This window comes from Streptomyces flavochromogenes (genome assembly GCF_000717595.1).
Lineage (GTDB): Bacteria > Actinomycetota > Actinomycetes > Streptomycetales > Streptomycetaceae > Streptomyces > Streptomyces flavochromogenes.
In genome coordinates this window covers 165,726-190,787 of record NZ_JNZO01000005.1, presented here as the reverse complement: position 1 = coordinate 190,787, position 25,062 = coordinate 165,726, and the positions used below count along the sequence as shown (strand labels likewise).

Below are 25,062 nucleotides of genomic sequence, written 5' to 3'. Positions count from 1 at the left end.
GCGGGACGTTCTCGGACGTCCCGCCCCTCCGCGTGCGGCGTGGTGCATCAGTCTGCTCAGAGCGGCTTCGCGAAGCAGCGGCTGTTGTCGTAGTCGCGGTACATGCCGAACTTGGCGCACGGTGCGTAGCCGCTCGACGTGTAGAGCGCTATCGCCTCCGGCTGGGCCGTGCCCGTTTCGAGGACCATGCGGGTGCGGCCGGCCTCGCGGGCGTCGGATTCCAGGGCGGAGAGGATGCGGCGGGCCAGGCCCAGGCCGCGGGCCTCGGGGATCACGTACATGCGCTTGAGTTCGGCGTCGCCGTTCTCGTAGCCCTCGTCGTTCTTGTCCTGGGTGCGCCAGCCGCCCGTGGCGACCGGGCTGCCCTCGGGGTCGTACGCGAGGAGGTAGAGGCCCTGGGGAGGGACGAACATCCCGGCGTCCAGCGGTGTGGCGTCGCCCTCGTCGCCGTAGCGGACGGCGTACTCCGCCTGGACCGCGTCGTTGAGTGCGACGGCGTGGGGGTGGTCGTAGGGCGTGGGCTGGATGTTCATGCGGAGTATCGTACATGTATGCGGATGGTGGGTGTCGGTATTCTCCCGGGATGCTCACTGTGACGTCCGTGAATGTCAATGGTCTCCGTGCCGCCGCCAAGAAGGGGTTCGTCGAGTGGCTCGGCGGGACCTCCGCCGACGCCGTCTGCCTCCAGGAGGTGCGCGCCGAGGAGGCGCAGCTGCCGCCGGAGGTGCGGGCGCCCGAGGGCTGGTTCACCGTCCACGCGCCCGCCGCCGCCAAGGGGCGCGCCGGGGTGTCCCTCTACACGCGCCGCGAGCCGGACCGGGTGCGCGTGGGCTTCGGGTCGAGCGAGTTCGACACCAGCGGCCGGTACGTCGAGGCCGATCTGCCCGGCGTCACCGTCGCCAGCCTCTACCTGCCCTCCGGTGAGGTCGGCACCGAGCGCCAGGACGAGAAGTACCGGTTCATGGGCGAGTTCCTGCCGTATCTGAAGGAACTCCGGGAGCGGTCCGCCGCCGACGGCCGCGAGGTCGTCGTCTGTGGCGACTGGAACATCGCCCACCAGGAGGCCGACCTCAAGAACTGGAAGGCCAACAAGAAGAACGCCGGCTTCCTCCCCGAGGAGCGGGAGTGGTTCGGGAAGGTGCTGGAGGAGGGCGACGGGGGGTACGTGGACGTCGTGCGCGTCCTGCACCCCGAGCAGGAGGGCCCCTACTCCTGGTGGTCCTACCGCGGCCGCGCCTTCGACAACGACAGCGGCTGGCGCATCGACTACCAGCTCGCCACCCCCGGGCTCGCCGCCAAGGCCGTCAAGGCGTACGTCGAGCGGGCCGCCACCCACGCCGAGCGGTGGAGCGACCACGCGCCCGTGACGGCCGTCTACGGGCTGTAGGGGAGCGGCGGCGGACGCGTCCGCCGCTCGGTCGTGGCGCGATGCCTGCCCGCGGGCGGGGGATTGATTTCAGCCGCCCCTCCGTCGCCTGTTCGTTTCTGTATTACCGTGCTGCGATCAGGCACGGTCGCGTCGGGGAGAATCGTTGAGCGCTCGCATTCTGGTCGCCGAAGACGACGTGAAACAGTCTCGGCTCATTCGGATTTATCTGGAACGCGAAGGGAATGCCGTGCAGGTCGTCGCGGACGGCCGCGCGGCACTGGAACGGGCCCGGTCGGTAAAACCGGATCTGATCGTTCTGGATGTGATGCTGCCGCTCGTCGACGGCCTCGACGTCTGCCGCATTCTGCGCACCGAATCCGATGTCCCGATTCTGCTGCTCACCGCCCGCACCACCGAGGAGGACATGCTCCTCGGCCTCGACCTCGGCGCCGACGACTACCTCACCAAGCCCTACAGCCCCCGCGAACTGACCGCCCGGGTGCGGGCCCTGCTGCGCCGGTCCAGGAAGGCCGGCGCGGACGGGTCCGCGGTGCTGCGGGTCGGCGCGCTGGAACTCGACACCGCGCGCTTCGAGGTCCGCGTCGCGGGCCGGCCGGTGGAGCTGACCTCGAAGGAGTTCTCCATCCTGGAGGCGCTGGCCCGTGAGCCCGGCCGGGTCTTCAGCCGGGCGCAGATCATCGAGCGGGTCTTCGGCTTCGACCGGGACGTGCTGGAACGGACCGTGGACGCCCATGTGATGAACCTGCGCCGCAAGCTGGAGCGCGCGGGCGGCGGCGAGGGCGCCCGGTGCGTCGAGACCGTGTACGGGAGGGGCTACCGGCTCTCCGACGGCTGACGCCCGTCCCCACGCCCTTCCTGACGCCGCTCGTCCTGCTCCCGGTCAGGCAGGGCCGTCAGGACGATTCTGAACGTCGTGCCGACGCCGACCGTGCTCTCCGCCGCGATGGTGCCCCGGTGGTCCGTGACGATCTGGCGGGCGATGGACAGGCCGAGACCGCTGCCGCCGGTGGCGCGGCCGCGCGAGGCGTCCGCGCGCCAGAAGCGGTCGAAGAGGTGGGGCAGGTCCTCGGCCGGTATGCCCGTGCCGGTGTCCCGTACCTCCACGATCGCCAGCTCGCCGTGCGGGACCAGGGCAAGCGTGACGGTGCCGCCCGGCGCGGTGGCCCGTAGCGCGTTGCCGACGAGGTTGCCGACGACCTGGCGCAGCCGGTCCGCGTCGCCGTGCACGGAGACGGTGCTCGGCGCAGCGACCTCCAGTGCGACGCCCGCCGCCTCGGCCCGCGCGCGGTGCGCGCGGCGGGCGGCGCCCAGGAGGTCGCGCAGGTCGACGTCGGCGCGGTGGTAGGTGAGCGCGCCGGCCTCGGCGAGGGCCAGGTCCTGGAGGTCGTCGACGATCCGCTGCTGGAGCAGGGCCTCCTCGTGGAGGGAGTCGAGCAGTTCGGGCGTCGGCTCGACGACCCCGTCCCGCAGGGCCTCCAGATAGCCGCGGAGGTTGGCCAGCGGGGTGCGCAGCTCGTGCGCGATGTCGCCGGTGAGGCGGCGCTGGCGTTCCTCGCCGGCCTGGATGGAGCCGGCCATGCGGTTGAACGCTCCGCCGAGCTGGGCGATCTCGTCCCGTCCGGTGACGGGCACCCGCCGCCCGAGGTCGCCCTCGCCGAGCGCCTTGGCGGCCACGGTCATCGCACGGACCGGACGCAGGACGGCCCGGCCGAGCAGCAGGGCGGCGAGGACGGCGGCGAGGGCGACGCCGGCGGCGACGGCGACGGTGGGCGCGGCGGCGAGGGTGGGCGGGGACTCGTCGCGGACGCCGAGGTGGATCTCCAGGCGGGGCGGGGCGGCGGATCCGGACCGCTCGTCGAAGACCCGCTGGAGGCAGGCGGCGAGGGGGCGCGCGCGCTCGCAGCCCCGCAGCGCCTCGGAGTCGGCCTGGGTCATCGGGTCGGACTCGGCGGCGGGCTCCGGGCACCGGGCGGGCCGGCGGTCGGTGTCGACGAGGGGGATGCCGAGCTCGTCCGGCCGGGCTGTCGGCTCGGCGCCCGCGGCCGTGAGGCAGGCCGCGTACGCGACGGCGGCGCGGTAGCGGGCGAGGGCGTTCGTGGTCTGCTTCACGGCCGTACGGGGCAGCTGCCCGTCGGGGACGCGCAGGACCGGGCGCGGGTCGACGAGGACGGGCGGCTGGCCGGTCAGCGCGCGGGGTTCGCGGCCCGCGAGGGCGTCGGAGTCGGCGAGGAGCACGTCGGTCTCGGTGGCGACCCGGATGCGTTGGCCGGTGTCCTGCGCCAGTTCGGTGACGGTCGGGGAGAGCCCTTCCCACGTTCCATGTGTGAAGCCGTACGCACGGAGTTCGGCGGTGATCCGCGAGACCTCCTGCCGGCCGGCCGTCACGGTCTCCTGGACCTGGCGGTTGGCCTGCCGCAGCGTCAGCCAGGCGGTGGCGGCGGTGGCGGCCAGCGCGACCAGCATGAGCAGGGCGAACGCCCGGAACCGGAAGCTCATCGGGTCCCACCCTCCGGGACCTGTGGGGCACGTGGGCGCAACGGGACTCCTTGGGTCTGCGGCGGGATCCGCCAAACTACGGGATGCCTCTGGGCGAACGGGTGTCGGCGGAGTGAGGGAAGGGCGGGCCCGGCCATTCCGATGTCGTTATGGCGAATTCCCGCTCGCGAATTTCAGGACGCATGGCAAGCGGTTTCGGTCAGTCGTTGCCGGAATGCTTTCTTCACTTCGGGGTGGCCTACGAGGGTACTTACGCCGCTCGGGTCCTCCCATCGGACTCGGCGGTCGTCGCTTTCGCCCGGTGCCTTTCGGGGCGGCGTGAGCGGCGCAGGCAAAACGACACCATTGGGGGTTCGAATGAAGCGTCGAATTGCAGCGCTCCTTCCCGTCGTCGCGATGGCCGCGGTGGCCATTCCGATGACCACCGCCGCTCCGGCCTTCGCGGGCGCCGCCTGCGGCAAGACGGTCGCGGACAAGGACGGCAGCACGTGGAACAAGACGGCTGACGGGGCCAACCAGCGCAGCGGCTCCAGCACGGGGTGCGGTATCAACGGCATCGCGTACAACACCCATCTGCTCGACTACCACTGCTACACCCGGATCGGGAGCTCCTCCGAGACGTGGACCTTCGTGCGCAACGACGCGACGGGTGTCAGCGGCTGGATCCGTGACGACCTGCTCAGCGACGGCGGCAGCCTGGTCTACTGCGGCTTCTAGTCCGTAGGAGCGGGAACGACGGTCGGGGGCGGTCTCTCACCGGGGGGCCGCCCCCGACGCGTACGCCGGGCCCGGCTCACGTGCCCGCCAGAGCCTCTGTCGGGGACAGACGGCTCGCGCGGACCGCCGGGTACAGGCCCGCGAGCATGCCGATGCCGAGCGTGCAGGCGACGCCCGCCGCGCTCGCCCAGACCGGGACGACCGTCGGCCACGCGCGGCTGGTGGCGTAGCCGGCCGTGATCAGGGTGCCGAGGACCGTGCCGCCGAGGCCTCCGATCAGGGACAGCAGCAGGGACTCCGTGACGAACTGGGTGCGGATCTGGCCCCGGGTGGCGCCCAGTGCCCGGCGCAGGCCGATCTCCGGGCGGCGCTCCAGGACCGAGATGACCATGGTGTTGCCGACGCCGACCCCGCCGACGAGGAGGGCCACGCCGCCGAGGCCGAGCAGTAGTCCGGTGAGCGCCGACTCGGTGGCCTCGCGGGCGGCGAGGGCGTCGGAGGGCCGGGATATCTGGACCTCGCCCGGCTTCGCCGGGTGCGCGGTGGCCGGCAGGACCGCCCGTACCGCGGCGATCCGGCTGTCCGCGGCCCGTACGTAGACCGTCGACGGATGGCCGTCGAAGCGAAGGTACGTCCGGGCCGCCGGCCAGCCGACGAGGGCGGCGCCGTCGATCTCCGGCGCGAGCGGGACCGGGTCGAGGACGCCGATCAGCGAGAACCAGCGCCCGCCGAGCCAGACCCGGGTGCCGGGGGTGTACAGGTCGAGCCGTTGCGCGGCGGTGGCGCCGAGCACGACCGCCGGATACTTCTCCGTCGCCGCGTCCAGCCACCGGCCCTTGCGGACCTGGCCGCCGACGGCCGGCAGCAGGTCGGAGCCGGCCGCGAGGACGGCGAGGGAGCCGGTCCGGCCCGCCGCGATCCGTTCGTTGCGGTAGACGTTCGCGCCGGTCGCACCGGTGGCGGCGACCTGCTGGACCGGCGGTATGCGGCGGATCATCGCCACGGACTCGGCGGGGAGGCGGGCCTTGTCGCCGGCGACGGTCTCACCGGGGGCGACCCGCAGCAGGTTCGTACCGAGGGCGTCGAGTCTGCGGTCCACCTCGGCCTGCCCGGAGCCGGAGATGCCGACCACCGCGATCATCGCGGCGACGCCGATGGCGATGCCGAGGGCGGAGAGGAAGACCCGGAGGGGGCGGGTGCGCAGGCCGGTACCGCCGAGCCGTACGACATCGGCGGGGCCGAGCCGGGCGGCGCGGAGTCCGGAGCGGGAGGAGCGCGTCATCGAGGGGCCCCGATCGTCGTCGTCCGGGCCGTGTCGGCGACCACGCGGCCGTCGCGCATCTCGATGCGGCGCGGCAGTTCGGCGGCGATCTCGCGGTCGTGGGTGATGACGACGACGGTGGTGCCGGCCGCGTTCAGCTCGCGCAGCAGGGTGAGGACGGCCGCGCCGGAGACCGAGTCGAGGTTGCCGGTGGGTTCGTCGGCGAGCAGCACCGACGGCTCCCCGACGACCGCGCGGGCCACCGCGACGCGCTGGCGCTCGCCGCCGGAGAGCTGGTGCGGCAGGTGGTGGACGCGGTGGCCGAGGCCGACCCGGTCCAGGGCGGCGGCCGCCCTGGCGCGGCGCCGGCGCAGCGGGACACCGGCGTACAGCAGGCCGTCGGCGACCGAGTCCAGGACCGGGACGCCGACCGCGAGGTGGAACTGCTGGAAGACGAAGCCGATCCGGGTCGCCCGCAGCGCGGACACCTCCCGGTCGGTCAGCTTCGCCACATCGTGGCCGTCGACGAGGACCCGTCCCGAGGTGGGGCGGTCGAGACTGCCCATCAGATGGAGCATGCTGGACTTGCCGGAGCCCGAGGGGCCGACGATCGCGGCCAGTTCGCCGCGGGCGATGCGCAGGCTGACGTCCCGGACCGCCGCCACCCCGCCGGGGTAGGTCTTGGAGACCGCGTCGAACTCCACGACCGCGTCGACGTCCACGATCGTGCCGGGATTCATGGCCGTGTCGTACCGTCCGACCGCCCTGTGCTGCCGGGCGGCATCGAACTCCCGCTCCGTCGGGGCCTCTTCGGGCGTGCCGTCGCCGTCGCTCACTCCGGGATCCTCACCTTCATGCCCTCGCGCACGGCGCTGCCGCTCACTTCCACCTTGCCGTCGGCGAAGAGACCGGTCTTCACGGCGACGAACCGGCCGTCCGGGGTCTCCAGGCCGTGCCCGCCCTCGGCGAGCGCGACGAGTGCGGCGACCGGGACGGTCAGTACGTCCTTGACCTCACGCCCCACGTACTCGACCGTCACCGGCCCGCTCTCCAGCCGGCCCACCGCCTTCTGGTCCTTGATGGCTACGGTCACCGGAATCGTGGCGGCCGCGCCGCCCTGGCCGGAGCCGCCCTCGCCACCGCCGCCGGGGGCGGTGGCCTGTCTGCCGATCGCGGTCACCTCGCCCTTGACCGGTGTGCCGTCGGGCAGCCCGATGGTGACGGCGGCGCCGCGTACGGCCCAGGCGGCGTCCGCGGCGGAGGCGTTGACGACGACCTTCCGGGACGAGCCGGTGTACGTGAGGGTGTTCTCGCCGACGGCCGCGCCGAGCCGGACGCCGGGCTGCCCGATCCGGACCCGGCCGGGCGAGTAGATGACGTCCCCGACGGCGACGGTGCCGGTCTGCGGTATCCCCAGGGACTTCTGCCAGCGTTTGACGGCTGCTTCGGTGCCGGAGGTGAACCTCTCGTCCACGGTGAATCCGGTGTGGCCGAGTGCGGCGAGGTTGGTCTCGAACTGCATGACGTCCATGCCGCGCAGCTCGCGCGGGGCCCGGGAGGCGTTCCCTCCGGCTCCGGCGCCCCCCGGCGCCGGAGAACCGGAGGGAGTCGGGGCCGTCCGGCCGGCCCCGCCCTTGGTCCGGTCTTCGCCGGAGGAGCCGGAGGAGCCGGAAGGGCCGGAGGAGCCGGGCGGGTCGGCGTCCGCGCCGCCCGCCCCGTCCTCCTGGGCCGTCAGCCCGAGCGGCCGGTACATCGGCAGCGACCCGTACAGCAGGGTGACCGGCCGGTCGTCGACCCGGAGCAGTTCACCGCCCCGCTCGACGAACGCGCCCGGCTCGGGCAGCCAGGTCACCGTGCCGGTCGCCTTGACCGGCAGCGGGAGTTCGGCGCCGTAACCCAGCTGGCCGTCCACCGAAGTGCGTTCGGTGAGCGTGGCGCGGGTCACCGGGACCGTCGAGCCCGACCGGGGCGGCGCGGCCGTTCTCTCCTCCGGGCCGCCGCCGAGGCCGAGCGCGCCGATGGCGGCCACCGCCGCGACGACGACCACGGCCGAGACGATCAGTGCCGTACGCCTGCCCCGCCGGCCACGCGGCGGACGCGACTCCGGGTCTTCCGTGCCGTCCGGCGTCCTCCCCGCCCCCGCCGTCCCGTCGTGCTGCGTCACCGTCTCGGTCATCGTCAGCCCTTGGCCGGGGGCCGGCCGGTCGGGTTGCCGCTGATCGGCGCGCAGAGGCGGGTCGCGCGCTGGGCACCGGCCGAGCTCTGGTCCCACGGGGAGACGCCGGAGTTGTCGTTCTCCGGGTAGCCGTCGGGGCCCGGGTCCGGGTAGTCGGGAGCGCCGTTCTTCTGCATGCAGGCGGCGTAGTCACGGGCGGCCTTGATCTGCTCGGCGGTGAGCTCGGGCCGGGGGTTGACGAGCTCTTCGAGCCCCTCGGGCATGGGCGGGTTGACGGACTCGCATGCCTTGGTCGCCGTCTCGAACTTCGGGTTCTTCTTCATGTTCCGCGCGGCGTCGCCGTCGCCGAAGTCGATCTGGCCCTTGTCGTCCGGGTCGTTCATCTCGACCCCGTGCTCGCGCATGCACGCCACCCAGGCGCGCTTGCCCTCGACGTACGTGGCGAGCACGTCCTTGCCGCCCGCCCCGCCGCCGCTCTCCCCGCCGCCGGTCGCCCCCGCCGACGCGGCCGGGTCGCCGCCGGCTGCCGGGACCTTCGGGGCGTCGTCGGTGCCGCAGCCGGTCAGCGCCAGTGCCACGACCGACACCGCCGCCGCGAGCAGTACCCGGTTCGTCCTCATCGGCTCTCCCGCTCCTCCTGTCGGGCCCGGCCGCGAGTGCGTCGCCGGGCAGGCCGACCGTAAGGGGGAGGTGATGAAGAACTTTTGAAGAACCTGTCAGTCGATCATGCGCCCGGTGTCACGGGGTCTCCCGCAGCCGACGGTCGAGTGCCATCGACAGCTCCGCCTCCACCACGCTCTTCGCGAGCGGGCGCAGCCGCCACAGGTCGTCCTCGGCCGCGTGGGTGCGCAGCAGGTCGGTGAAGAGCTCGGCGAGGGCGTCGGCGTGCTCGCGGACGCGGGCGCCGGCCTTGAGGACCTCGGCGAGCGGGACGCCCTCGCGGACGAGGGCGGCGGAGACGTCGAGCAGCCGGCGGCTGATGTGGATGATCTCCTCGCCGTCGGTGACGAGGTAGCCGAGGTCCAGGGCGGCGGCGAGGTTCTCCGGGGTGACCTCGCCGGCGAAGTGGTCGGCGAGTTCCCCGGGGGTGAGGCGGACCGGCTCCTCCTCGCTGGGCGCGCCGAGGGCCAGCACCTCGCGGACGTTGCGGCCGCTCTCGAAGGCGGTGGTGAGGTCGGCGATGCCGTTGAGGGTGTGGCCGCGCTCCAGGAGGGCGGCGATCGTGCGCAGCCGGGCCAGGTGGTGCTCGTCGTACCAGGCGATCCGGCCTTCGCGGCGGGGCGGGGGGATCAGGCCGCGCTCGCGGTAGAAGCGCAGGGTGCGCACGGTGATGCCGGCGGCGGCCGCCAGCTCCTCCATGCGGTACTCGCGTATGCCCTCGGGCTCGGGCGCGCCCTCGGGCCCGGGTACGCCCTCGGGCCCGGGTACGCCCTCGGGCTCGCGCGTGCCCTCGGGCTCGGGCGTGACCTGGTGCGGGCCGCCGCCCGTGCCGGTCCGCCGGTCCTCGCGTGCACCCTCGTGTGTCACCGTGTCGGGTCCTGATCCTTCGCCTGTCCCTTTGCCTGATCCTTCAGCCACGGACGCCAGCCTATGTTGTACCGCCGGTAACTTTCCCTCGCCCGACCCCTACCGCTCGGTATGGAGCTGCTCTACAGTCCCGACTGTGCCAGTGATTGCTGGCGTGATTGGCCGGGCACGCGGGAGGCGGCATGGCGAAGCACGAGCAGGTACGTGTGGCGGTGATCGGATCGGGATTCGGTGGCCTCGGCGCCGCCGTCCGGCTCCGCCGCGAGGGGATCACCGACTTCGTGGTCCTGGAGCGGGCCGACTCCGTGGGCGGCACGTGGCGGGACAACAGCTACCCCGGCTGCGCCTGCGACGTCCCCTCCCACCTCTACTCCTTCTCCTTCGCGCCCAACCCCGACTGGCCGCGGACCTTCTCCGGACAGCGCCACATCCGCGCGTACCTGGAGCACGTCACGGACACCTTCGGTATCCGCCCCCACCTGCGACTGAACCACGAGGTCGTACGGATGGAGTGGGACGCCGAGGCGCTCCGCTGGGAGATCGAGACCAGCGCCGGCTCCTTCAGCGCCGAGGTCGTCGTCTCCGCCACCGGACCGCTCTCCGACCCCAAGATCCCGGACATCCCCGGGATCGCCGACTTCCCCGGCAAGGTCTTCCACTCGGCCCGCTGGGACCACGACTACGACCTCACCGGCAAGCGCGTCGCCATGATCGGCACCGGCGCCTCCGCCATCCAGATCGTGCCCGCGATCCAGCCGCAGGTCGGGAAGCTGACCCTCTTCCAGCGCACGCCCCCGTGGGTCATGCGCCGCATGGACCGGGCCATCAGCGGCCCCGAGCGCTGGCTCCACCGCGCCCTGCCCGTCACCGGCACCCTGCGCCGCGGGCTCCTCTGGGGCATCCGCGAACTCCAGGTCGGCGCCTTCACCAAGCACCCGAACGAGCTCGGACTCATCGAGAAGCTCGCCAAGGCCAACATCGCCAAGTCCGTCAAGGACCCGGTCCTGCGGGCCAAGCTGACGCCCTCGTACCGCATCGGCTGCAAGCGCATCCTGCTCTCCAGCACGTACTACCCGGCGATCGCGCAGCCCAACGTCGACGTCGTCGCCTCCGGCCTGCGCGAGGTCCGCGGCTCGACCGTGGTCGCCGCCGACGGCACCGAGACCGAGGTCGACGCGATCGTCTTCGGCACCGGCTTCCACGTCACCGACATGCCGATCGCCGAGCGCGTCGTCGGTGCCGAGGGGAAGACGCTCGCCGAGACCTGGAAGGGCGGCATGGAGGCGCTGCGCGGCGCCACCGCCGCCGGATTCCCCAACTTCATGACCGTCATCGGCCCCAACACGGGCCTCGGGAACTCCTCGATGATCCTGATGATCGAGTCCCAGCTGAACTACATGGCCGACTACCTGCGCCAACTGGCTCTGCTCACCTCCTCTGGGCCGGGCGGCCGCGCCGCCCTCGCCGTCCGGCCCTCCGCCGTCGGCGCCTGGAACCGCAAGGTGCAGGCCCGGATGGAGCGGACGGTCTGGAAGGCGGGCGGCTGCGAGAGCTGGTACCTCGACGCCAACGGGCGCAACACCACGCTGTGGCCGGGCACGACCGGCGAGTTCCGGCGCGAGACCCGGCAGGTCGACCTCTCCGAGTACGAGGTCGTCCGCGCGCCGAAGCCGGTGAAGCCCGCCGAGTCCGCCACGGCCGAGGCCCGCGGCGCCTCCCGCAGGAAGGAGACCGCCAAGTGAGCCGGCACCTGACCTCGCTGACCTCGTCCCGCGAACTCACCGCCGTCTCCGCCGACGGCGCCCGGATCCACGTCGAGGTGTACGGCCCCGAGGGCGCGCCCGTCGTCGTCCTCGCCCACGGCTGGACCTGCTCGATCGCCTTCTGGGCCGAGCAGATACGGGCCCTCGCCGCCGACCACCGGGTCATCGCCTACGACCAGCGCGGCCACGGCAGGTCCCCGGCTCCCGCCGGGCCCTCCGGATACGCCACCCGGGCGCTCGCCGACGACCTCGAAGCGGTCCTCGCGAGCACCCTCGTCCCCGGCGAGAAGGCCGTCCTCGCCGGTCACTCCATGGGCGGCATGACCCTGATGGCCGCGGCCGACCGGCCGGGCTTCCGGGAGCACGCGGCGGCCGCGCTGCTCTGCTCCACCGGGCCCTCGCGGCTCACCGCCGAGGCCACCGTCGTACCGGGCCGGCCGAGCGAGCGGCGCACCCGGCTGACCCGGGGCGTCCTGGGCGCGAAGGCGCCGCTCGGGCCCGTCAACGCCGTCTCGAAGAAGATCCTCAAGTACGCGACGATGGGCCCCGGTTCGGCGCCCGAGCGGGTCGACGCCTGCGCCCGGATCGTGCACGCCTGTCCGCGAGGGGCCCGCGTCGGCTGGTCCAGGGTCCTCTCCGAGCTCGACCTCCAGGCGGGCCTGCGGGCGCTCGACCTGCCCGTCGCGGTCGTCGTCGGCACCGCCGACCGGCTCACCCCGCCCGTCCACTCCCGCGCCATGGCCGAGGCCCTTCCGCAGTGTGTGGGGCTGCACGAACTGGCGGGTATGGGGCATATGACACCCGTGGAGGCCCCCGAGGCCGTCACGACGCGGATCCGTGAACTGACCGACACGTACCTGGAAGTGAAGGAGAAGGCATGAGCCGGGTGAGCCTGGAAGGACAGGTCGCGGTCGTCACCGGAGGTGCCCGCGGCGTCGGGGAGCTCCTCGCCCGCAAGCTGTCCGCGCGCGGCGCGAGGATCGCGCTCGTCGGCCTGGAGCCGGAGCAGCTCAAGGAGGTCGCCGGGCGGCTGCACACCGAGGCCGACTGGTGGCACGCCGACGTCACCGACCACGAGGCGATGGCCAGGGTCGCGGCCGAGGTGAAGGAACGGTTCGGGAAGGTCGACATCGTCGTCGCCAACGCCGGCGTCGCGGCCGGCGGCCCCTTCGTGGAGTCCGACCCGGCCGCCTGGCGGCGGGTCATCGAGGTCAACCTGATCGGCGGCGCGGTGACGGGACGGGCGTTCCTGCCGGTCCTCATGGAGTCGCGGGGGTACTTCCTGCAGATCGCCTCGCTCGCCGCGATCACCCCCGCCCCGATGATGACGGCGTACTGCGCGTCCAAGTCGGGCGTCGAGGCCTTCGCGCACAGCCTGCGCGCCGAGGTCGCGTACAAGGGCGTGAAGGTCGGCGTCGGCTATCTGTCCTGGACCGACACCGACATGGTGCGGGGTGCCGACCAGGACGACGTGATGAAGGAGCTGCGGCAGCGGCTGCCGTGGCCGGCGAACCGCACGTACCCCCTCGGCCCGGCCGTCGACCGGATCGTCGCGGGCATCGAGCGCCGCTCCCCGCACGTCTACGCCCAGTGGTGGCTGCGCGGGATGCAATCGGTCCGCGGCTATCTGCCGGGGATGATCGCGACCGTCGGGAAGCGCGAGATGAAGCGCTTCGAGCCGCGCCTCGGCTCGGTCTCCAAGGGTCTGGTGGGCGCGGGCGGCGCCGCCGACGAGGAGGCGCGGACGGGCGGTTCGACGGCGCGCTGACGGGGCCGCGGCCGCGCGGCGGGAGGGACCCCGTCGCGCGGTAGCTGTCCGTAACTGATCGAAATGCGTGGAATGTTCGCTCATGCAAGGCTGGTCGAGGTTCAGGAGGTACATCGCCTCCGTCCCCCTCTCACCCGTCTAGGAGTGAACGTTCATGGGCAAGGCAGAACAGTTCAAGGACAAGTCGGAGCAGCTGAAGCAGCAGGCCAAGCAGGCCATGGGCAAGGCGAAGGACGAGGCGTCCTCGCGCGCCTCCCAGGGCCGTGGCCGCCCCGACGACGAGACGCGCAGGGTCCAGCAGGACGCCCAGGACCGTCTCGACCAGGACTACGACGCCTGACACGCCTTCGCGTGCTGTGTCGAGCGAGGCGCACCCGGTATGCCGGGTGCGCCTCCGCGCGTGTGATCACGACGGGCCGAAAAGTCGTACGCACCGGGCGCCGGATCTTCGTACGGTGGCGCCCATGGCCGTACTTGAGCGACTGCGATCCGATCACGCCCCCGCCCTGCTCGCCTTCGAGCGGGAGAACCGGGGGTACTTCGCCGCGTCCGTGCCCGACCGGGGGGACGCGTACTTCACCGACTTCGAGGAGCGGCACCGGGCGCTGCTCGACGAGCAGGAGGCCGGGGGGATCCACTTCCATGTGCTCGTGGGGGAGGGCGGCGAGATCCTCGGGCGGTTCAACCTCGTCGACGTCGCCGACGGGGCCGCCGAGCTGGGGTACCGGGTGGCCGAGAGGGCGACCGGGCGGGGCGTGGCGACGGCCGGGGTGCGGGAGGTGTGCCGGCTGGCGCGTGAGGAGTACGGGCTCAGCCGGCTGACCGCCGTCACGACCCTCGACAACGACGGGTCGAGGGTCGTGCTGGGGCGCGTCGGGTTCGGTGCGGTCGGGAGCGTGACGCTCGACGGGCGGGCGGGGACGTCGTACGAGCTGGACCTGGCCGACGGCGTGGGACGGAGCGCCGCCTAGGGCCCGTCCTGCCGATCATGCCGGGCTCGCGGCTCCGGCCCGATCGACGAGCCACCCCTCGGGGTCTGTCCGCTCACTCCTCGTCCGTCGCTCGCGGCGGCAGTTTCGGGCGGGAGCGGTCTGGGAGGTCCACGTAGCCCGGGGGGCTCGCCGCCGGGGTCTCCGCGAGGAGGGCGAGGGCCACCTCGACCGCGTCGTCGAGCTGGCCGTGCCGGCCCTCCGCCCAGTCGAGGGGGGTGCGCAGGACGGCGAGGTCCGGTTCGACGCCGTGGTTCTCCAGGGACCAGCCGTACTCGGGGAACCAGGCCGCGTTCATCGGGACCGTGATCTGGGTGCCGTCGCCGAGGCGGTGGCGGCCGGTCATGCCGACGACTCCGCCCCAGGTGCGCTGGCCGACGACGGGCCCCAGGCCGAGGAGCTTGAACGCGGCGGTGATCATGTCGCCGTCGGAGGAGGTGGCCTCGTCGGCGAGGGCGACCACCGGGCCGCGCGGGGCGTTGGAGGCGTACGCGACGGGCTGGGCGTTGCGGGTGAGGTCCCAGCCGAGGATCCTGCGGGTGAGTTTCTCTATGACGAGCTCGCTGATGTTGCCGCCGGCGTTGCCCCGTACGTCGACGATGAGGGCCGGCCGGGAGACCTCCATGCGCAGGTCGCGGTTGAACTGGGCCCAGCCCGAGCCGCCCATGTCGGGGATGTGGAGGTAGCCGCAGCGGCCGCCGCTGACCTCCCGTACCACCGCCCGGCGTTTGGCCACCCAGTCCTGGTAGCGCAGCGGACGTTCGTCGATCAGCGGGACGACGGCGACGCGGCGGGCCCGGCCCTCGCCCTCGGCGGGGGTGAAGGTGAGCTCGACGGTGGTGCCGCCGGTGCCGGAGAGCAGCGGGTACGGGCCGGAGACCGGGTCCACGGGCCGGCCGTCGACATGGGTGAGGACCGCGCCCTCGCGGATGCCCGTGCCGGCGAGCGGGGAGCGGGCCTTGGAGTCGGAGGACTCGCCGGGCAGGATGCGCTTCACCGTCCAGCCGGCCTCGCGGGGCACGAGGTTGGCGCCGAGGAGGCCCATCGGCCGCTGGTAGTGCGGGGGCCCCTCGTTGCGGCGGGCGGGGGTGACGTACGCGTGGGAGGTGCCCAGTTCGCCGAGGACCTCGCGGAGCAGGTCGGCGAACTCGTCGGGGGAGGCGACCCGTTCGACGAGCGGCCGGTACTGGTCGAGGACCGCCGTCCAGTCGACCCCGCCCATGTCGGGCTCCCAGAAGTAGGCGCGGACGATCCGGCCCGCCTCGTCGAAGGCCTGCCGCCACTCGGCGCCCGGTTCGACCTCGTGGAGGATGCGCCGCAGGTCCAGGTAGACGGTGGAGTCGCCGTCCCCGGACTCGGTGGCGGGCACGGCCCGCAGGTCGCCCTCGTCGGCGACGACGAGCCGGGAGCCGTCGCCGCTGACCGCGAACCAGTCGAGGTCCTTGGCGAGTTCGCTCTTGCGGGCCTTGGTGATGGAGAAGTGCTCCAGGGTGGGCTTGCCCGAGGTGTCGGTCGGGTTGGCGAAGGTCTCGCCGAGCGCGCCCGAGATGGGCCAGCGCAGCCAGACCAGGCCGCCGCCGCTCACCGGGTGCAGGGCGGAGTACTTGGAGGCGGCGACCGGGAAGGGGGTGACCCGGTCGGGGAGTCCCTCGATCTCGACGGTGACCGTGCCGTCGGCGGTCGCCTCCGTGTCGTCGTCGGCCGGGTCCAGACCGCCGGCGGCCGGGCGCCCGTCGGGGAGCAGCGCGAACGGCGAGGGGGTCGCAGAGGAGAGGGGGACCAGGTAGGGGCGGCAGCCGAGCGGGAACGACAGGTCGCCGGTGTGCACGTCGTACACCGGGTCGAAGCCGCGCCAGGACAGGAAGGCGAGGTAGCGGCCGTCCCGGGTGAAGACGGGGTTCTCGTCCTCGAAGCGCCCGTTGGTGACGTCGACGACGGTCCGGGCGCCGGGGCCGGAGATCCGGGCCATCTTGATCGAGCGCAGGGAGCGGCCGATGCCCGGGTGCGACCAGGTGAGCCAGCCGCCGTCGGGGGAGAAGGCCAGGTCGCGGACGGGGCCGTTGACGGACCGGATGAGTTCGGTGACCTCGCCTCCCCCAGAGTCCTCGGTGGCGTCGAGGAGGAGCAGCCGGCCGTCGTGGGAGGCGATGGCGAGCCGTTCGCCGTCCGAGTCGGCGACGAGTTCCTCGACCCGTCCGAGTTCGCCCGAGGCGAGGCGGCGGGGCGGCCGGTCGCCGCTGGCGCGCGGCAGGTAGGCGACCTCGACGGCGTCCTCGCCCTCGGCGTCGGTGACGTACGCGACCTGGCCGCCGCTGCCCAGCATCTCGGGCAGCCTGACGCGGACGCCCGGGGTGTCGACGATCGTGCGGGCCGGGCCGTCGCGGTGGGTCAGCCAGTAGAGGCTGCCGCGTACGGAGACGGCGCTTGCCCGGCCGGTCTCGTCGACGGAGACGGCGTCGACGTGGTGGGCGGCGGGCACCTGGTACGGGCGCCGGCCGACGCGTTGGCCGCCGAGCCGGACCTCCAGTCTCCGGGGGCGGGAGCCGGCGGTGAGGGCGTCGACGATCCACAGGTCGCCGGCGCACTGGTAGACGACCCGGCGTCCGTCGCTGGAGGCGTGCCGGGCGTAGAACGCGTCGTGGTCGGTGTGCCGGAGCAGGTCGGTGCCGTCGGGCAGACAGGAGTAGAGGTTGCCGACGCCCTCGTGGTCGGAGAGGAACGCGACCCGGCCGTCGACGGCCATCGGACAGTCGATGTGGCCGCCGATGTCGGCGAGCAGCCGCTCGCCGTGCAGCCAGAGGCGGCCGGTGGCGCCGCCGAGGTAGCGCTTCCAGGCGGCCGGCTCATGGGGCGGCTTCCCGGTGAGGAGGAGGGTGCGGCGCTCGGCCTCCTGTCCCTCACCGGCTCCCTTGCCGGCCGTCCCGTCTGCCTTCCTGTCGGCGAACTGCTCGGTGACGGCGATGTCGGAGACCGGGCCCCAGGGGAGGCGGAGGCCGGGGGAGCCGTCGGTGGGGACGTTGTATGCCCAGGAGAAGTACGAGAAGGGCTGCCCGTGCGAGGAGACGGCGAGGATGTCCGAGCGGCCGTCCTTGTCGGGGGGTGTCCAGCCGCAGACGCGGGTGTCGGTCGAGCCCCAGAAGGTGAGCCGCCGGGCGGCCCCGCCTTCGATGGGGACGAGATGGATCTCTGGGTCGAGGCTGCGCCAGTTCGTGTACGCGATCTGCCGGCCGTCCGGCGAGAAGCGCGGGTGGCCGACCCGCGTCCGGTCGACGGTGAGCCGCCAGGCCCGGCCGGGGCGGTCGCCCTCGGGGACGAGCGGGGCGATCCAGAGATCGTCCTCGGCGGCGAAGCACAGCAGGTCGTCGTGGAGGTGCGGAAAACGGAGATACGCGACGTCGTCACTCACCTCCTCATGCTTTCCGCGCGAAGGGGGTGTGGCAACTCGTACGTGCTTGCGGGCGTCTTCCCTGTCGTGACGCGGCTCCGGTGTGGCCCAGGACACGTACGAAACGGTTTCGTTTCGCTGGAGGCGGGGGTATCTTCGTACTGTACGAAACCGTTTCGTTCGGCAGGAGTCCGGTCATGGCCCGCAGCAGGCTCACCCCAGAGCGTGAGTCCGAGCTGCACGGAGCCGTGCTCGACCTCCTCCGCGAGGTCGGCTACGACGCCCTCACCATGGACGCCGTCGCCGCCCGCACCCACTCCAGCAAGGCCACCCTCTACCGCCAGTGGGGGAGCAAGCCCGAGCTGGTCGCCAGGGCGTTGCGTGCCAACAAGCCGGCCGATCTCTCCGAGATCGACACCGGCTCGCTGCGCGGCGACTTCCACGAACTGATGTCACGGACGGACGACTGTCAGATGGAGAAGGACTCCGCGCTGATGCGGGGCCTCGCCCAGGCCGTCCACACCAACCCCGAACTGCACCGGGCGCTGCGCGAGCTGCTCATCGAACCCGAGATGAACGGCCTCGACGAAGTGCTGCGCAGAGCGGTCCGCAGGGGTGAGGTCGACGCCGGGAACCCGGCGCTGAAACTCATCCCCCACATGTTGATCGGTGCGTTCATCGCCCGGCCGCTGATCGACGATCAGCCGGTCGACCGCGCGTTCCTCAGCGCGTACGTCGACGCCGTCGTGCTCCCCTCACTCGGCGTCTGACCCCAGCAGCACCCGCTCCGCCCGCTCCACCTGACGTCGAACCGCTCACGCCGTCGGGCCGGCTCCCCATGCCCTGTCCCACCACGAAATGGGAGTACGCCCCCGTGGCCACGTTCCTGTACAAGTTGGGCCGTTCCGCCTTCCGGCGCCGACGGCTCGTCGCCCTCCTGTGGGTGGCCCTCCTGGCGGTCGCCGGGATCGGCGCCGCCACCGCGCCCGTCGCGACCTCCAGCTCCTTCTCGATCCCCGGCACCGAGGCCCAGCGCGCCTTCGACCTGCTCGAAGAGCGCTTCCCGGGCGCCGGAGCCGACGGAGCCACCGCCCGCGTCGTCTTCAAGGCCCCCGAGGGCCAGAAGATGACCGACCCGGCGCACAAGGCCGTCGTCGAGGAGACCGTCGCCGCCCTGAAGTCCGGCTCGGACCAGATCGTCTCGGTCACCGACCCGTACACCGGGCAGGCCGTCTCCCAGAACGGCTCCACCGCCTACGTCTCCGTCGCCTACAAGGTCAACGCGATGGAGCTGACCGACGAGACGCGCGAGGCGCTGACCCAGGCCGGACACAACGCGCAGGGCAAGGGACTGACCGTCGAGGTCGGCGGTGACGCCCTCCAGACCATGCCGGAGACCGGCTCGGGCGAGATCGTCGGCGTCGTCATCGCCGGCATCGTCCTGGTCCTGACCTTCGGTTCGCTCGTCGCGGCCGGACTTCCGCTGCTCACGGCGATCATCGGCGTCGGCATCGGCGTCTCGTCGATCACCGCGCTCGCGAACGTCCTGGACCTCGGCTCCACCACCTCCACCCTCGCGATGATGATCGGCCTCGCGGTCGGCATCGACTACGCCCTCTTCATCGTCTCCCGCTACCGCGCGGAGCTGGCCGAAGGCCGCGAGAAGGAGGACGCCGCGGGCCGCGCGGTCGGCACGGCGGGCTCCGCCGTCGTCTTCGCCGGACTCACCGTCGTCATCGCCCTGGTGGGCCTGGCCGTCGTCAACATCCCGATGCTGACGAAGATGGGCTTCGCCGCCGCGGGCACGGTCGTGATCGCCGTACTGATCGCGCTCACCCTGATCCCCGCCCTGCTCGGCTTCGCCGGCGACAAGGTCATCGGCCGCAAGCAGCGCAAGGCCGCGAAGGCCGGTGCCGAGGGCGGCGCCACCGGGAGCGCGAAGAGCGAGAAGCCGAACGGCGGCACCCGCTGGGCCCGCTTCGTCATCCGTCGCCCCGTCATGGTGCTGCTGATCGGCGTGCTCGGCCTCGGCGCGATCGCGCTGCCCGCCGCCTCCCTGGAGATGGGCCTCCCGGACGACGGCGTCAAGCCGACCTCCACCACCGAGCGCCGGGCCTACGACGCCCTCTCGGACGGCTTCGGACCCGGCTTCAACGGCCCGCTGCTCGTCGTCGTGGACGGCGACAAGGCGACCGCCGACAAGACGGTCTCCACCATCAAGGACCTCCAGGGCTGGGCCGCCGTCACCCCGGCGACCCCGAACAAGGCCGGCGACGCGGCGATGATCACCGTGGTCCCGAAGGACCGCCCGTCCTCCGGCGCCACCGAGACCCTCGTCCACGACATCCGGAACGCCACCGGCGACGACGTCCTCGTCACCGGCGCCACCGCGATGAACATCGACTTCTCGCAGAAGATGAACGACGCCCTGGTGCCGTACCTGGCCCTCGTCGTCGGCCTGGCCTTCCTGCTCCTGACCGTGGTCTTCCGCTCGATCCTCGTCCCGCTGAAGGCGGCCCTCGGCTTCCTGCTCTCGGTGGTCGCGGCCCTCGGCGCGGTCGTCGCCGTCTTCCAGTGGGGCTGGCTCGGCAGCCTCTTCGGGGTCGAGCAGACCGGCCCGATCATGTCGATGATGCCGATCTTCATGGTGGGTGTCGTCTTCGGTCTCGCGATGGACTACGAGGTCTTCCTCGTCACCCGTATGCGTGAGGCGTACGTCCACGGGGAGCGGCCCGGCGAGGCGATCGTGACCGGCTTCAAGCACAGCGCCCGGGTGGTCACCGCCGCCGCGGTGATCATGATCGCGGTCTTCTCCGGCTTCATCGGCATGACGGACCAGATGATCAAGATGATCGGCTTCGGCCTGGCCGTCGCGGTCCTCTTCGACGCCTTCGTGGTCCGGATGGCGATCGTCCCGGCCGTCCTCGCGCTGCTCGGCCACAAGGCCTGGTGGCTGCCGAAGTGGCTGGACCGGATCCTGCCGAACGTGGACGTGGAGGGCGAGGGCCTCGCCAAGGACACTCCCGCGGACGGGGCGCCCGGCTCGAAGCCGGACCTCGTGAAGGTCTGATCCCCGGAGCCTGATCCCGAGGGTCTGATCCCGGGGCTCGATCCCCGGGGTCACCTCACCTCTCGTACGCCGTCAGCCCGTCGTCATCGACGCGCCGGCGGCATACGTGTGTTTCAGGAACCGGGTCAGCGCCGTCGTGTCGAACTGGACGACCGTCACCACCCCGTCGTCCTTGTGGAGCTCGACGACCGTCTGGACGCGGCCGCAGGGCCAGACGCCTATGTCGCCGCGGCGGGTCGGGGCGCGCAGGCCCGTCTCCAGGAGGACGCGGGGGAAGGACCACTCGACGTCACCGGGGAAGACGAAGCGGACGGTCGCGGGCGAGAAGCCGGGGTCGTAGCGGAGGTCGACGGGGACGGGGCGGGAGAGAGGGGCGTCGCTGATGATGCGTCCCCTGGCGTGGTCCTCGACCGCGAGGTCGGTGTCGCGGTCGACTGGGTGGGCGGCTTCGTGGTCGAGTGCGCGATCGTCTGCGGCAGCCATCGGGGGCTCCTCACCGTTTGTCCTCTTATCGACTAATGTCCCACTCCTTCCCGGCGCGCGCACGACCCATGCGCCGCTGTTCTGTGACCTGTGCGCTCTTGCAAGTGCTTTGCAGGAGCGCTCATCATTCAGGGCGTGCATGTACCTGACGGATTCATCAACGCCCCCGTATCGGTCGCCGCCGGTGTCGTCGCCGCCGGCGCCGTCGCCGTGAGCCTGCGCGGGGCACGGCGGGAACTCGGGGGCACCTCCGGTGCCGGCTACGGGGGCGAGCGGACCGCTCCGCTCGCCGGACTCGTCGCCGCCTTCATCTTCGCCGTCCAGATGCTGAACTTCCCGGTCGCCGCCGGGACCAGCGGACACCTCCTCGGCGGCGCGCTCGCGGCGATCCTCGTCGGGCCGTGGACCGGCGTCCTCTGCATCGCCGTCGTCCTGCTGATGCAGGGCATCCTCTTCGCCGACGGCGGCCTCACCGCCCTCGGCGTGAACATCACGGTCATGGGCGTCGTCACGGTCGTCGTCGCCTACGCCCTCTTCCGCGGCCTCGTCCTGCTGCTGCCCCGCACCCGTGCCTCGGTGACCGCGGCCTCCTTCGTCGCCGCGCTCGTCTCCGTACCGGCCGCGGCCGCCGCCTTCACCGTCCTCTACGCGGTCGGCGGCACCACCGACGTCCCGGTCTCCAAGGTCCTCACGGCCATGGTCGGCGTCCACGTCCTGATCGGCATCGGCGAGGCCGTCATCACCATGCTGACCGTCGGCGCGGTCGTCGCCGTCCGCCCCGACCTGGTGTACGGCGCCCGCGGCCTGACCGCCCCGCTCAAGCTGCGCGTCGGCGGCGAGCTGGTCGACGCGGCCCCGGCCGCCGAGCCCGCCGCCACCCCCGCCGGGTCCGCGAAGAAGCTGTGGATCGGCGGTGTCGTCACCGCGCTCGTCCTCGCCGGCTTCGTCTCCTTCTACGCCTCCGCCAGCCCCGACGGACTGGAGAAGGTCGCCGCCGACAAGGGCATCGACAGCAAGGTCGAGGACCACGCGGCCGCCGGCTCCCCGCTCGCCGACTACGGCGTCAAGGGCATCGAGACGGCCCGCCTCTCCGGCGGCCTGGCCGGCGCGATCGGCGTGGGCGCGACCCTCGCCGTCGGCACGGGAGCGTTCTGGGTCGTCCGCCGCCGCCGTGCGCACGCGGAACCCGGTACCCGCGCGGAAACGACCGCCTGACATGGGAGCGGGGCACACGCACAGGCTCTACCGGCACGCGCACTCGCCGGTCCACGAGCTGCCCCCGCACACCAAGCTGGCCGCGGTCCTCGGCTTCGTCGTGGTCGTCGTCTCGACGCCCCGCGAGGCCGTCTGGGCCTTCGCCCTCTACGCGCTGCTCCTCGCGGTCGTGGCGGCGAAGGCCCGCGTCCCGGCCGGCTTCCTGCTGAAGCGGATGCTCGTCGAGGTGCCGTTCGTCGCGTTCGCGCTGCTCATGCCCTTCGTGGTCCCCGGGGAGCAGACGACCGTCCTCGGGGTGTCGCTGAGCGTCCCCGGTCTGTGGGGCGCCTGGAACGTCCTCGCCAAGGGCACCCTCGGCGTCGCCGCCTCCGTGCTCCTCGCCTCCACCACCGAACTGCGCGAGCTGCTCCTCGGCCTCCAGCGGCTGAAGCTGCCCCCGCTGCTCGTCCAGATCGCCTCGTTCATGATCCGGTACGGCGATGTCGTCACCGACGAGATGCGCCGGATGTCCGTCGCCCGCCGCTCACGCGGCTTCGAGGCGCGGGGCGTCCGCCAATGGGGCGTCCTCGCCAAGTCGGCGGGCGCGCTCTTCATCCGCTCGTACGAGCGCGGGGAGCGGGTCCACCTCGCCATGGTCAGCCGTGGCTACACGGGCACGATGCCGGTCATCGACGAGGTGACCGCGACCCGCGCCCAGTGGACGTACGCGGCGGCGCTCCCCCTCACCGCACTTCTGATCTGCCTCCTGGGATGGACCCTATGACCGCCCCCTCGACGCCCGTCCCCCCGACGACCGCGCCCTCGCTCGACGTGCGGGGCCTGGCGTACGCGTACCCCGACGGCCACCAGGCCCTCTTCGGCGTCGACCTGACCGTCGGCCGCGGCGAGCGGGTCGCCCTCCTCGGCCCCAACGGCGCCGGCAAGACCACCCTCGTCCTCCACCTCAACGGCATCCTCACCGGCGGCGCGGGCGGCGTCACCGTCGCCGGGCTGCCCGTCGGCAAGAAGCACCTCGCGGAGATCCGGCGCAAGGTCGGCATCGTCTTCCAGGACCCCGACGACCAGCTGTTCATGCCGACCGTGCGGGAGGACGTGGCCTTCGGCCCGGCGACGGCCGGCCTCCGCGGCGCCGAACTGGAGGCCGTCGTACGGAGGGCCCTCGACCGGGTCGGGATGGCGGAGTACGCGGACCGGCCGCCGCACCATCTGTCGTTCGGGCAGCGCCGCCGGGTCGCCGTCGCGACGGTCCTCGCCATGGAGCCGGAGATCCTCGTCCTCGACGAGCCGTCGTCCAACCTGGACCCGGCCTCCCGCCGCGAGCTCGCCGACATCCTCCGCTCGCTCGACGTCACCGTGCTCATGGTCACCCACGACCTGCCGTACGCCCTGGAGCTCTGCCCGCGCGCGGTGATCCTCAGCGAGGGCGTCATCGCCGCCGACGGGCGGACCGGCGACATCCTCGCCGACGAGGAGCTGATGGCCAGGCACCGCCTTGAGCTGCCGTTCGGCTTCGTGCCGAGCTCCGTGGCCTGAGACCCCGGAATCGGTCCTCCTCCCTCCGCGTTGCACCATGGGGGGTCGGATCGGCGATGGAGGAGTGGGACGTGGACGTCCAGGGCACGGTGGCGGCGGGCTGGGAGCCGGTCAGGGACGCGTTCCTGCGCAACTTCGAGCAGCGCGGTGAGCGCGGGGCCGCCGTCGCGGTCCACCACGACGGCGTCAGGGTCGTCGACCTGTGGGCGGGCGCCCGCGACGTGGACGGGGAGACCCCCTGGACCGAGGACACCGCGCAGGTCGTCCGCTCGGCCACCAAGGGCGTCGCCGCCGCCGCACCCCTGCTCCTGCACCAGCGCGGGCTGCTCGACCTGGACGCCCCGGTCGCCGCGTACTGGCCCGAGTTCAAGGCGGCGGGCAAGGACGGCGTGACCGTACGGCAGCTGCTCGCGCACCGCGCCGGCGTCCCCGTCCTGGACCGGCCGCTCACCCTCGCCGAGGCCGTCGACCTGGAGACCGCGACCCGCGCCATAGCCGCCCAGGCCCCCGTCTGGGAGCCCGGCACGGCTCACGGCTATCACGCCCACACCTTCAGCTGGCTGCTCTCCGGCCTGGTCCAACGGGTCACCGGCCGCACGATCGGCCGCTGGGTCGCCGAGGAGATCACCGACCCCCTCGGCCTCGACCTGTGGATCGGACTCCCCGACACGGAGGCCCACCGGGTCGGCCGCCTCGGCCCCGTGGAGGAGATCGAACCGCCCGGCAGCGGCGCCCTCAAGCTCCGCCCCAAGCGCTCCGTCACCGAGGCGTACAGGAACCCGGAGTCCCTGACGCGGCGCGCCTTCGGGGTCATCGACCCCACGCCCGACGAGAACGACCCGGTCTACCGGGCCGCCGAACTGCCCGGCTCCGCCGGGGTGGCGACCGCCCGCGCCCTCTCCCGCTTCTACGCGGCCACCCTCGGCCCCGTGGACGGCGCCGAGCGCCTCTTCACCCCCGACACCCTCACGCTCGCCCGGACCGAGGAGTCGGCGGGAGCCGACAAGGTGCTGCTGGTCGGCACCCGCTTCGGCCTCGGCCACATGCTGCACGGCCCGGCCTCCCCGCTCCTCGGCCCGTCCTCGTACGGCCACCCGGGCCGCGGCGGCTCGCTCGGCTTCGCCGACCCCGACGCCGGCATCGCCTTCGGGTACGTGACGAACGGCATGCGCAAGACGGTGACGGCGGATCCGCGGGCGCAGGCGCTGGTGAGGGCGGTCGGGTCGGTGGTGCACGGCGCGGTGTGAACCGCTCCCGGCCGCAACGCCGTTCGTGATCTCCCCGACCTG

The 25,062-nt window shown here is 72.8% G+C and carries 23 protein-coding genes; 14 read left to right on the top strand and 9 right to left on the bottom strand.

Annotated elements, in window-relative coordinates:
* Positions 1-56 precede the first annotated feature (56 nt).
* Positions 57-533: a GNAT family N-acetyltransferase gene (locus IF00_RS0107245; protein WP_030315486.1), complete on the bottom strand. Its 477-nt coding sequence runs from the start codon at positions 531-533 to the stop codon at positions 57-59.
* A gap of 50 nt (positions 534-583) precedes the next feature.
* Here IF00_RS0107245 and IF00_RS0107240 point away from each other — a divergent pair, with 50 nt between their 5' ends.
* Positions 584-1,387: an exodeoxyribonuclease III gene (locus IF00_RS0107240; RefSeq protein WP_030315482.1), complete on the top strand. Its 804-nt coding sequence runs from the start codon at positions 584-586 to the stop codon at positions 1,385-1,387.
* Between the two features lie 145 nt (positions 1,388-1,532).
* Positions 1,533-2,225 (top strand): response regulator transcription factor, encoded by a 693-nt coding sequence (locus IF00_RS0107235; protein WP_030315480.1) that lies wholly within the window; start codon positions 1,533-1,535, stop codon positions 2,223-2,225.
* On the opposite strand, the gene IF00_RS0107230 is transcribed toward IF00_RS0107235, so the two are convergent.
* On the bottom strand, positions 2,204-3,886 hold the full coding sequence (locus tag IF00_RS0107230; protein ID WP_051819945.1) for a sensor histidine kinase: 1,683 nt from the start codon (positions 3,884-3,886) through the stop codon (positions 2,204-2,206). The two genes, IF00_RS0107235 and IF00_RS0107230, sit on opposite strands and share 22 nt — an antisense overlap.
* A 357-nt stretch (positions 3,887-4,243) precedes the next feature.
* Between IF00_RS0107230 and IF00_RS0107225 the strand changes: the two genes are divergently transcribed.
* A complete protein-coding gene (locus IF00_RS0107225) occupies positions 4,244-4,603 on the top strand; it encodes a hypothetical protein (RefSeq protein ID WP_030315472.1) in 360 nt (119 codons plus the stop codon).
* 76 nt (positions 4,604-4,679) lie between these two features.
* On the opposite strand, the gene IF00_RS0107220 is transcribed toward IF00_RS0107225, so the two are convergent.
* The 5 genes from IF00_RS0107220 to IF00_RS0107200 all read right to left on the bottom strand — a co-directional run bounded on the left by IF00_RS0107220 (position 4,680) and on the right by IF00_RS0107200 (position 9,399).
* On the bottom strand, positions 4,680-5,885 hold the full coding sequence (locus IF00_RS0107220) for an ABC transporter permease (protein ID WP_030315470.1): 1,206 nt from the start codon (positions 5,883-5,885) through the stop codon (positions 4,680-4,682).
* A complete protein-coding gene (locus IF00_RS0107215; RefSeq protein ID WP_030315468.1) occupies positions 5,882-6,604 on the bottom strand; it encodes an ABC transporter ATP-binding protein in 723 nt (240 codons plus the stop codon). Before IF00_RS0107215 ends, IF00_RS0107220 begins: the two co-directional genes overlap by 4 nt.
* Positions 6,605-6,696: 92 nt before the next feature.
* Positions 6,697-8,040, bottom strand: a complete 1,344-nt coding sequence (locus IF00_RS0107210) for a peptidoglycan-binding domain-containing protein (RefSeq protein WP_030315466.1) — start codon at positions 8,038-8,040, stop codon at positions 6,697-6,699.
* A gap of 2 nt (positions 8,041-8,042) precedes the next feature.
* Positions 8,043-8,660, bottom strand: a complete 618-nt coding sequence (locus IF00_RS0107205; RefSeq protein WP_030315465.1) for a hypothetical protein — start codon at positions 8,658-8,660, stop codon at positions 8,043-8,045.
* Between the two features lie 118 nt (positions 8,661-8,778).
* On the bottom strand, positions 8,779-9,399 hold the full coding sequence (locus tag IF00_RS0107200) for a MerR family transcriptional regulator (protein WP_030315463.1): 621 nt from the start codon (positions 9,397-9,399) through the stop codon (positions 8,779-8,781).
* 350 nt (positions 9,400-9,749) lie between these two features.
* On the opposite strand from IF00_RS0107200, the gene IF00_RS0107195 reads away from it, so the two are divergent.
* The 5 genes from IF00_RS0107195 to IF00_RS0107175 all read left to right on the top strand — a co-directional run bounded on the left by IF00_RS0107195 (position 9,750) and on the right by IF00_RS0107175 (position 14,069).
* Positions 9,750-11,309: a flavin-containing monooxygenase gene (locus tag IF00_RS0107195; protein ID WP_030315462.1), complete on the top strand. Its 1,560-nt coding sequence runs from the start codon at positions 9,750-9,752 to the stop codon at positions 11,307-11,309.
* Positions 11,306-12,211 (top strand): alpha/beta fold hydrolase, encoded by a 906-nt coding sequence (locus tag IF00_RS0107190; RefSeq protein WP_030315460.1) that lies wholly within the window; start codon positions 11,306-11,308, stop codon positions 12,209-12,211. The genes IF00_RS0107195 and IF00_RS0107190 overlap by 4 nt, the downstream gene beginning before the upstream one ends.
* The gene (locus IF00_RS0107185) at positions 12,208-13,098 is read left to right on the top strand and encodes an SDR family oxidoreductase (protein ID WP_030315459.1); all 891 of its coding nucleotides are present in this window, start codon (positions 12,208-12,210) and stop codon (positions 13,096-13,098) included. Before IF00_RS0107190 ends, IF00_RS0107185 begins: the two co-directional genes overlap by 4 nt.
* Positions 13,099-13,252: 154 nt before the next feature.
* The gene (locus tag IF00_RS0107180; protein ID WP_030315457.1) at positions 13,253-13,438 is read left to right on the top strand and encodes a hypothetical protein; all 186 of its coding nucleotides are present in this window, start codon (positions 13,253-13,255) and stop codon (positions 13,436-13,438) included.
* A 124-nt stretch (positions 13,439-13,562) separates the two neighbouring features.
* Entirely contained in the window at positions 13,563-14,069 is a 507-nt protein-coding gene (locus IF00_RS0107175) for a GNAT family N-acetyltransferase (protein ID WP_030315455.1), read from the top strand.
* Positions 14,070-14,142: 73 nt separating this feature from the next.
* Here IF00_RS0107175 and IF00_RS0107170 read toward each other — a convergent pair whose 3' ends face one another.
* Complete coding sequence (locus IF00_RS0107170; RefSeq protein ID WP_030315454.1) at positions 14,143-17,493, bottom strand: S41 family peptidase; 3,351 nt, start codon at positions 17,491-17,493, stop codon at positions 14,143-14,145.
* Positions 17,494-17,669: 176 nt separating this feature from the next.
* On the opposite strand from IF00_RS0107170, the gene IF00_RS0107165 reads away from it, so the two are divergent.
* Together IF00_RS0107165 and IF00_RS0107160 are read left to right on the top strand one after the other, a co-directional pair.
* Positions 17,670-18,242, top strand: coding sequence for a TetR/AcrR family transcriptional regulator (locus IF00_RS0107165; RefSeq protein ID WP_030315451.1), 573 nt, complete (start codon positions 17,670-17,672; stop codon positions 18,240-18,242).
* A 104-nt stretch (positions 18,243-18,346) separates the two neighbouring features.
* Positions 18,347-20,542 (top strand): MMPL family transporter, encoded by a 2,196-nt coding sequence (locus IF00_RS0107160; RefSeq protein ID WP_030315448.1) that lies wholly within the window; start codon positions 18,347-18,349, stop codon positions 20,540-20,542.
* Positions 20,543-20,614: 72 nt separating this feature from the next.
* On the opposite strand, the gene IF00_RS0107155 is transcribed toward IF00_RS0107160, so the two are convergent.
* Entirely contained in the window at positions 20,615-21,025 is a 411-nt protein-coding gene (locus IF00_RS0107155; protein ID WP_051819943.1) for an SsgA family sporulation/cell division regulator, read from the bottom strand.
* Between the two features lie 135 nt (positions 21,026-21,160).
* Here IF00_RS0107155 and IF00_RS0107150 point away from each other — a divergent pair, with 135 nt between their 5' ends.
* From IF00_RS0107150 to IF00_RS0107135, 4 genes are read left to right on the top strand one after another with little or no spacing between them, the layout of a single operon-like run.
* Entirely contained in the window at positions 21,161-22,240 is a 1,080-nt protein-coding gene (locus IF00_RS0107150; protein WP_030315443.1) for an energy-coupling factor ABC transporter permease, read from the top strand.
* 1 nt (position 22,241) lies between these two features.
* Complete coding sequence (cbiQ, locus tag IF00_RS0107145; protein WP_030315441.1) at positions 22,242-23,003, top strand: cobalt ECF transporter T component CbiQ; 762 nt, start codon at positions 22,242-22,244, stop codon at positions 23,001-23,003.
* The gene (locus IF00_RS0107140) at positions 22,991-23,773 is read left to right on the top strand and encodes an energy-coupling factor ABC transporter ATP-binding protein (RefSeq protein WP_425338268.1); all 783 of its coding nucleotides are present in this window, start codon (positions 22,991-22,993) and stop codon (positions 23,771-23,773) included. Before cbiQ ends, IF00_RS0107140 begins: the two co-directional genes overlap by 13 nt.
* Positions 23,774-23,829: 56 nt before the next feature.
* Positions 23,830-25,020: a serine hydrolase domain-containing protein gene (locus tag IF00_RS0107135; protein WP_030315437.1), complete on the top strand. Its 1,191-nt coding sequence runs from the start codon at positions 23,830-23,832 to the stop codon at positions 25,018-25,020.
* Positions 25,021-25,062: the final 42 nt, after the last annotated feature.

Excerpts from the sequence above, each read along its gene's own strand:
- IF00_RS0107215 (WP_030315468.1), bottom strand. The coding sequence starts at position 6,604 with ATGAATCCCGGCACGATCGTGGACGTCGACGCGGTCGTGGAGTTCGAC.
- cbiQ (WP_030315441.1), top strand. The coding sequence starts at position 22,242 with ATGGGAGCGGGGCACACGCACAGGCTCTACCGGCACGCGCACTCGCCG.
- IF00_RS0107205 (WP_030315465.1), bottom strand. The coding sequence starts at position 8,660 with ATGAGGACGAACCGGGTACTGCTCGCGGCGGCGGTGTCGGTCGTGGCA.
- IF00_RS0107240 (WP_030315482.1), top strand. The coding sequence starts at position 584 with ATGCTCACTGTGACGTCCGTGAATGTCAATGGTCTCCGTGCCGCCGCC.
- IF00_RS0107165 (WP_030315451.1), top strand. The coding sequence starts at position 17,670 with ATGGCCCGCAGCAGGCTCACCCCAGAGCGTGAGTCCGAGCTGCACGGA.
- IF00_RS0107195 (WP_030315462.1), top strand. The coding sequence starts at position 9,750 with ATGGCGAAGCACGAGCAGGTACGTGTGGCGGTGATCGGATCGGGATTC.
- IF00_RS0107185 (WP_030315459.1), top strand. The coding sequence starts at position 12,208 with ATGAGCCGGGTGAGCCTGGAAGGACAGGTCGCGGTCGTCACCGGAGGT.
- IF00_RS0107210 (WP_030315466.1), bottom strand. The coding sequence starts at position 8,040 with ATGACCGAGACGGTGACGCAGCACGACGGGACGGCGGGGGCGGGGAGG.
- IF00_RS0107140 (WP_425338268.1), top strand. The coding sequence starts at position 22,991 with ATGGACCCTATGACCGCCCCCTCGACGCCCGTCCCCCCGACGACCGCG.
- IF00_RS0107180 (WP_030315457.1), top strand. The coding sequence starts at position 13,253 with ATGGGCAAGGCAGAACAGTTCAAGGACAAGTCGGAGCAGCTGAAGCAG.
- IF00_RS0107155 (WP_051819943.1), bottom strand. The coding sequence starts at position 21,025 with ATGGCTGCCGCAGACGATCGCGCACTCGACCACGAAGCCGCCCACCCA.
- IF00_RS0107220 (WP_030315470.1), bottom strand. The coding sequence starts at position 5,885 with ATGACGCGCTCCTCCCGCTCCGGACTCCGCGCCGCCCGGCTCGGCCCC.
- IF00_RS0107245 (WP_030315486.1), bottom strand. The coding sequence starts at position 533 with ATGAACATCCAGCCCACGCCCTACGACCACCCCCACGCCGTCGCACTC.
- IF00_RS0107230 (WP_051819945.1), bottom strand. The coding sequence starts at position 3,886 with ATGAGCTTCCGGTTCCGGGCGTTCGCCCTGCTCATGCTGGTCGCGCTG.
- IF00_RS0107135 (WP_030315437.1), top strand. The coding sequence starts at position 23,830 with ATGGAGGAGTGGGACGTGGACGTCCAGGGCACGGTGGCGGCGGGCTGG.
- IF00_RS0107225 (WP_030315472.1), top strand. The coding sequence starts at position 4,244 with ATGAAGCGTCGAATTGCAGCGCTCCTTCCCGTCGTCGCGATGGCCGCG.
- IF00_RS0107200 (WP_030315463.1), bottom strand. The coding sequence starts at position 9,399 with ATGGAGGAGCTGGCGGCCGCCGCCGGCATCACCGTGCGCACCCTGCGC.
- IF00_RS0107175 (WP_030315455.1), top strand. The coding sequence starts at position 13,563 with ATGGCCGTACTTGAGCGACTGCGATCCGATCACGCCCCCGCCCTGCTC.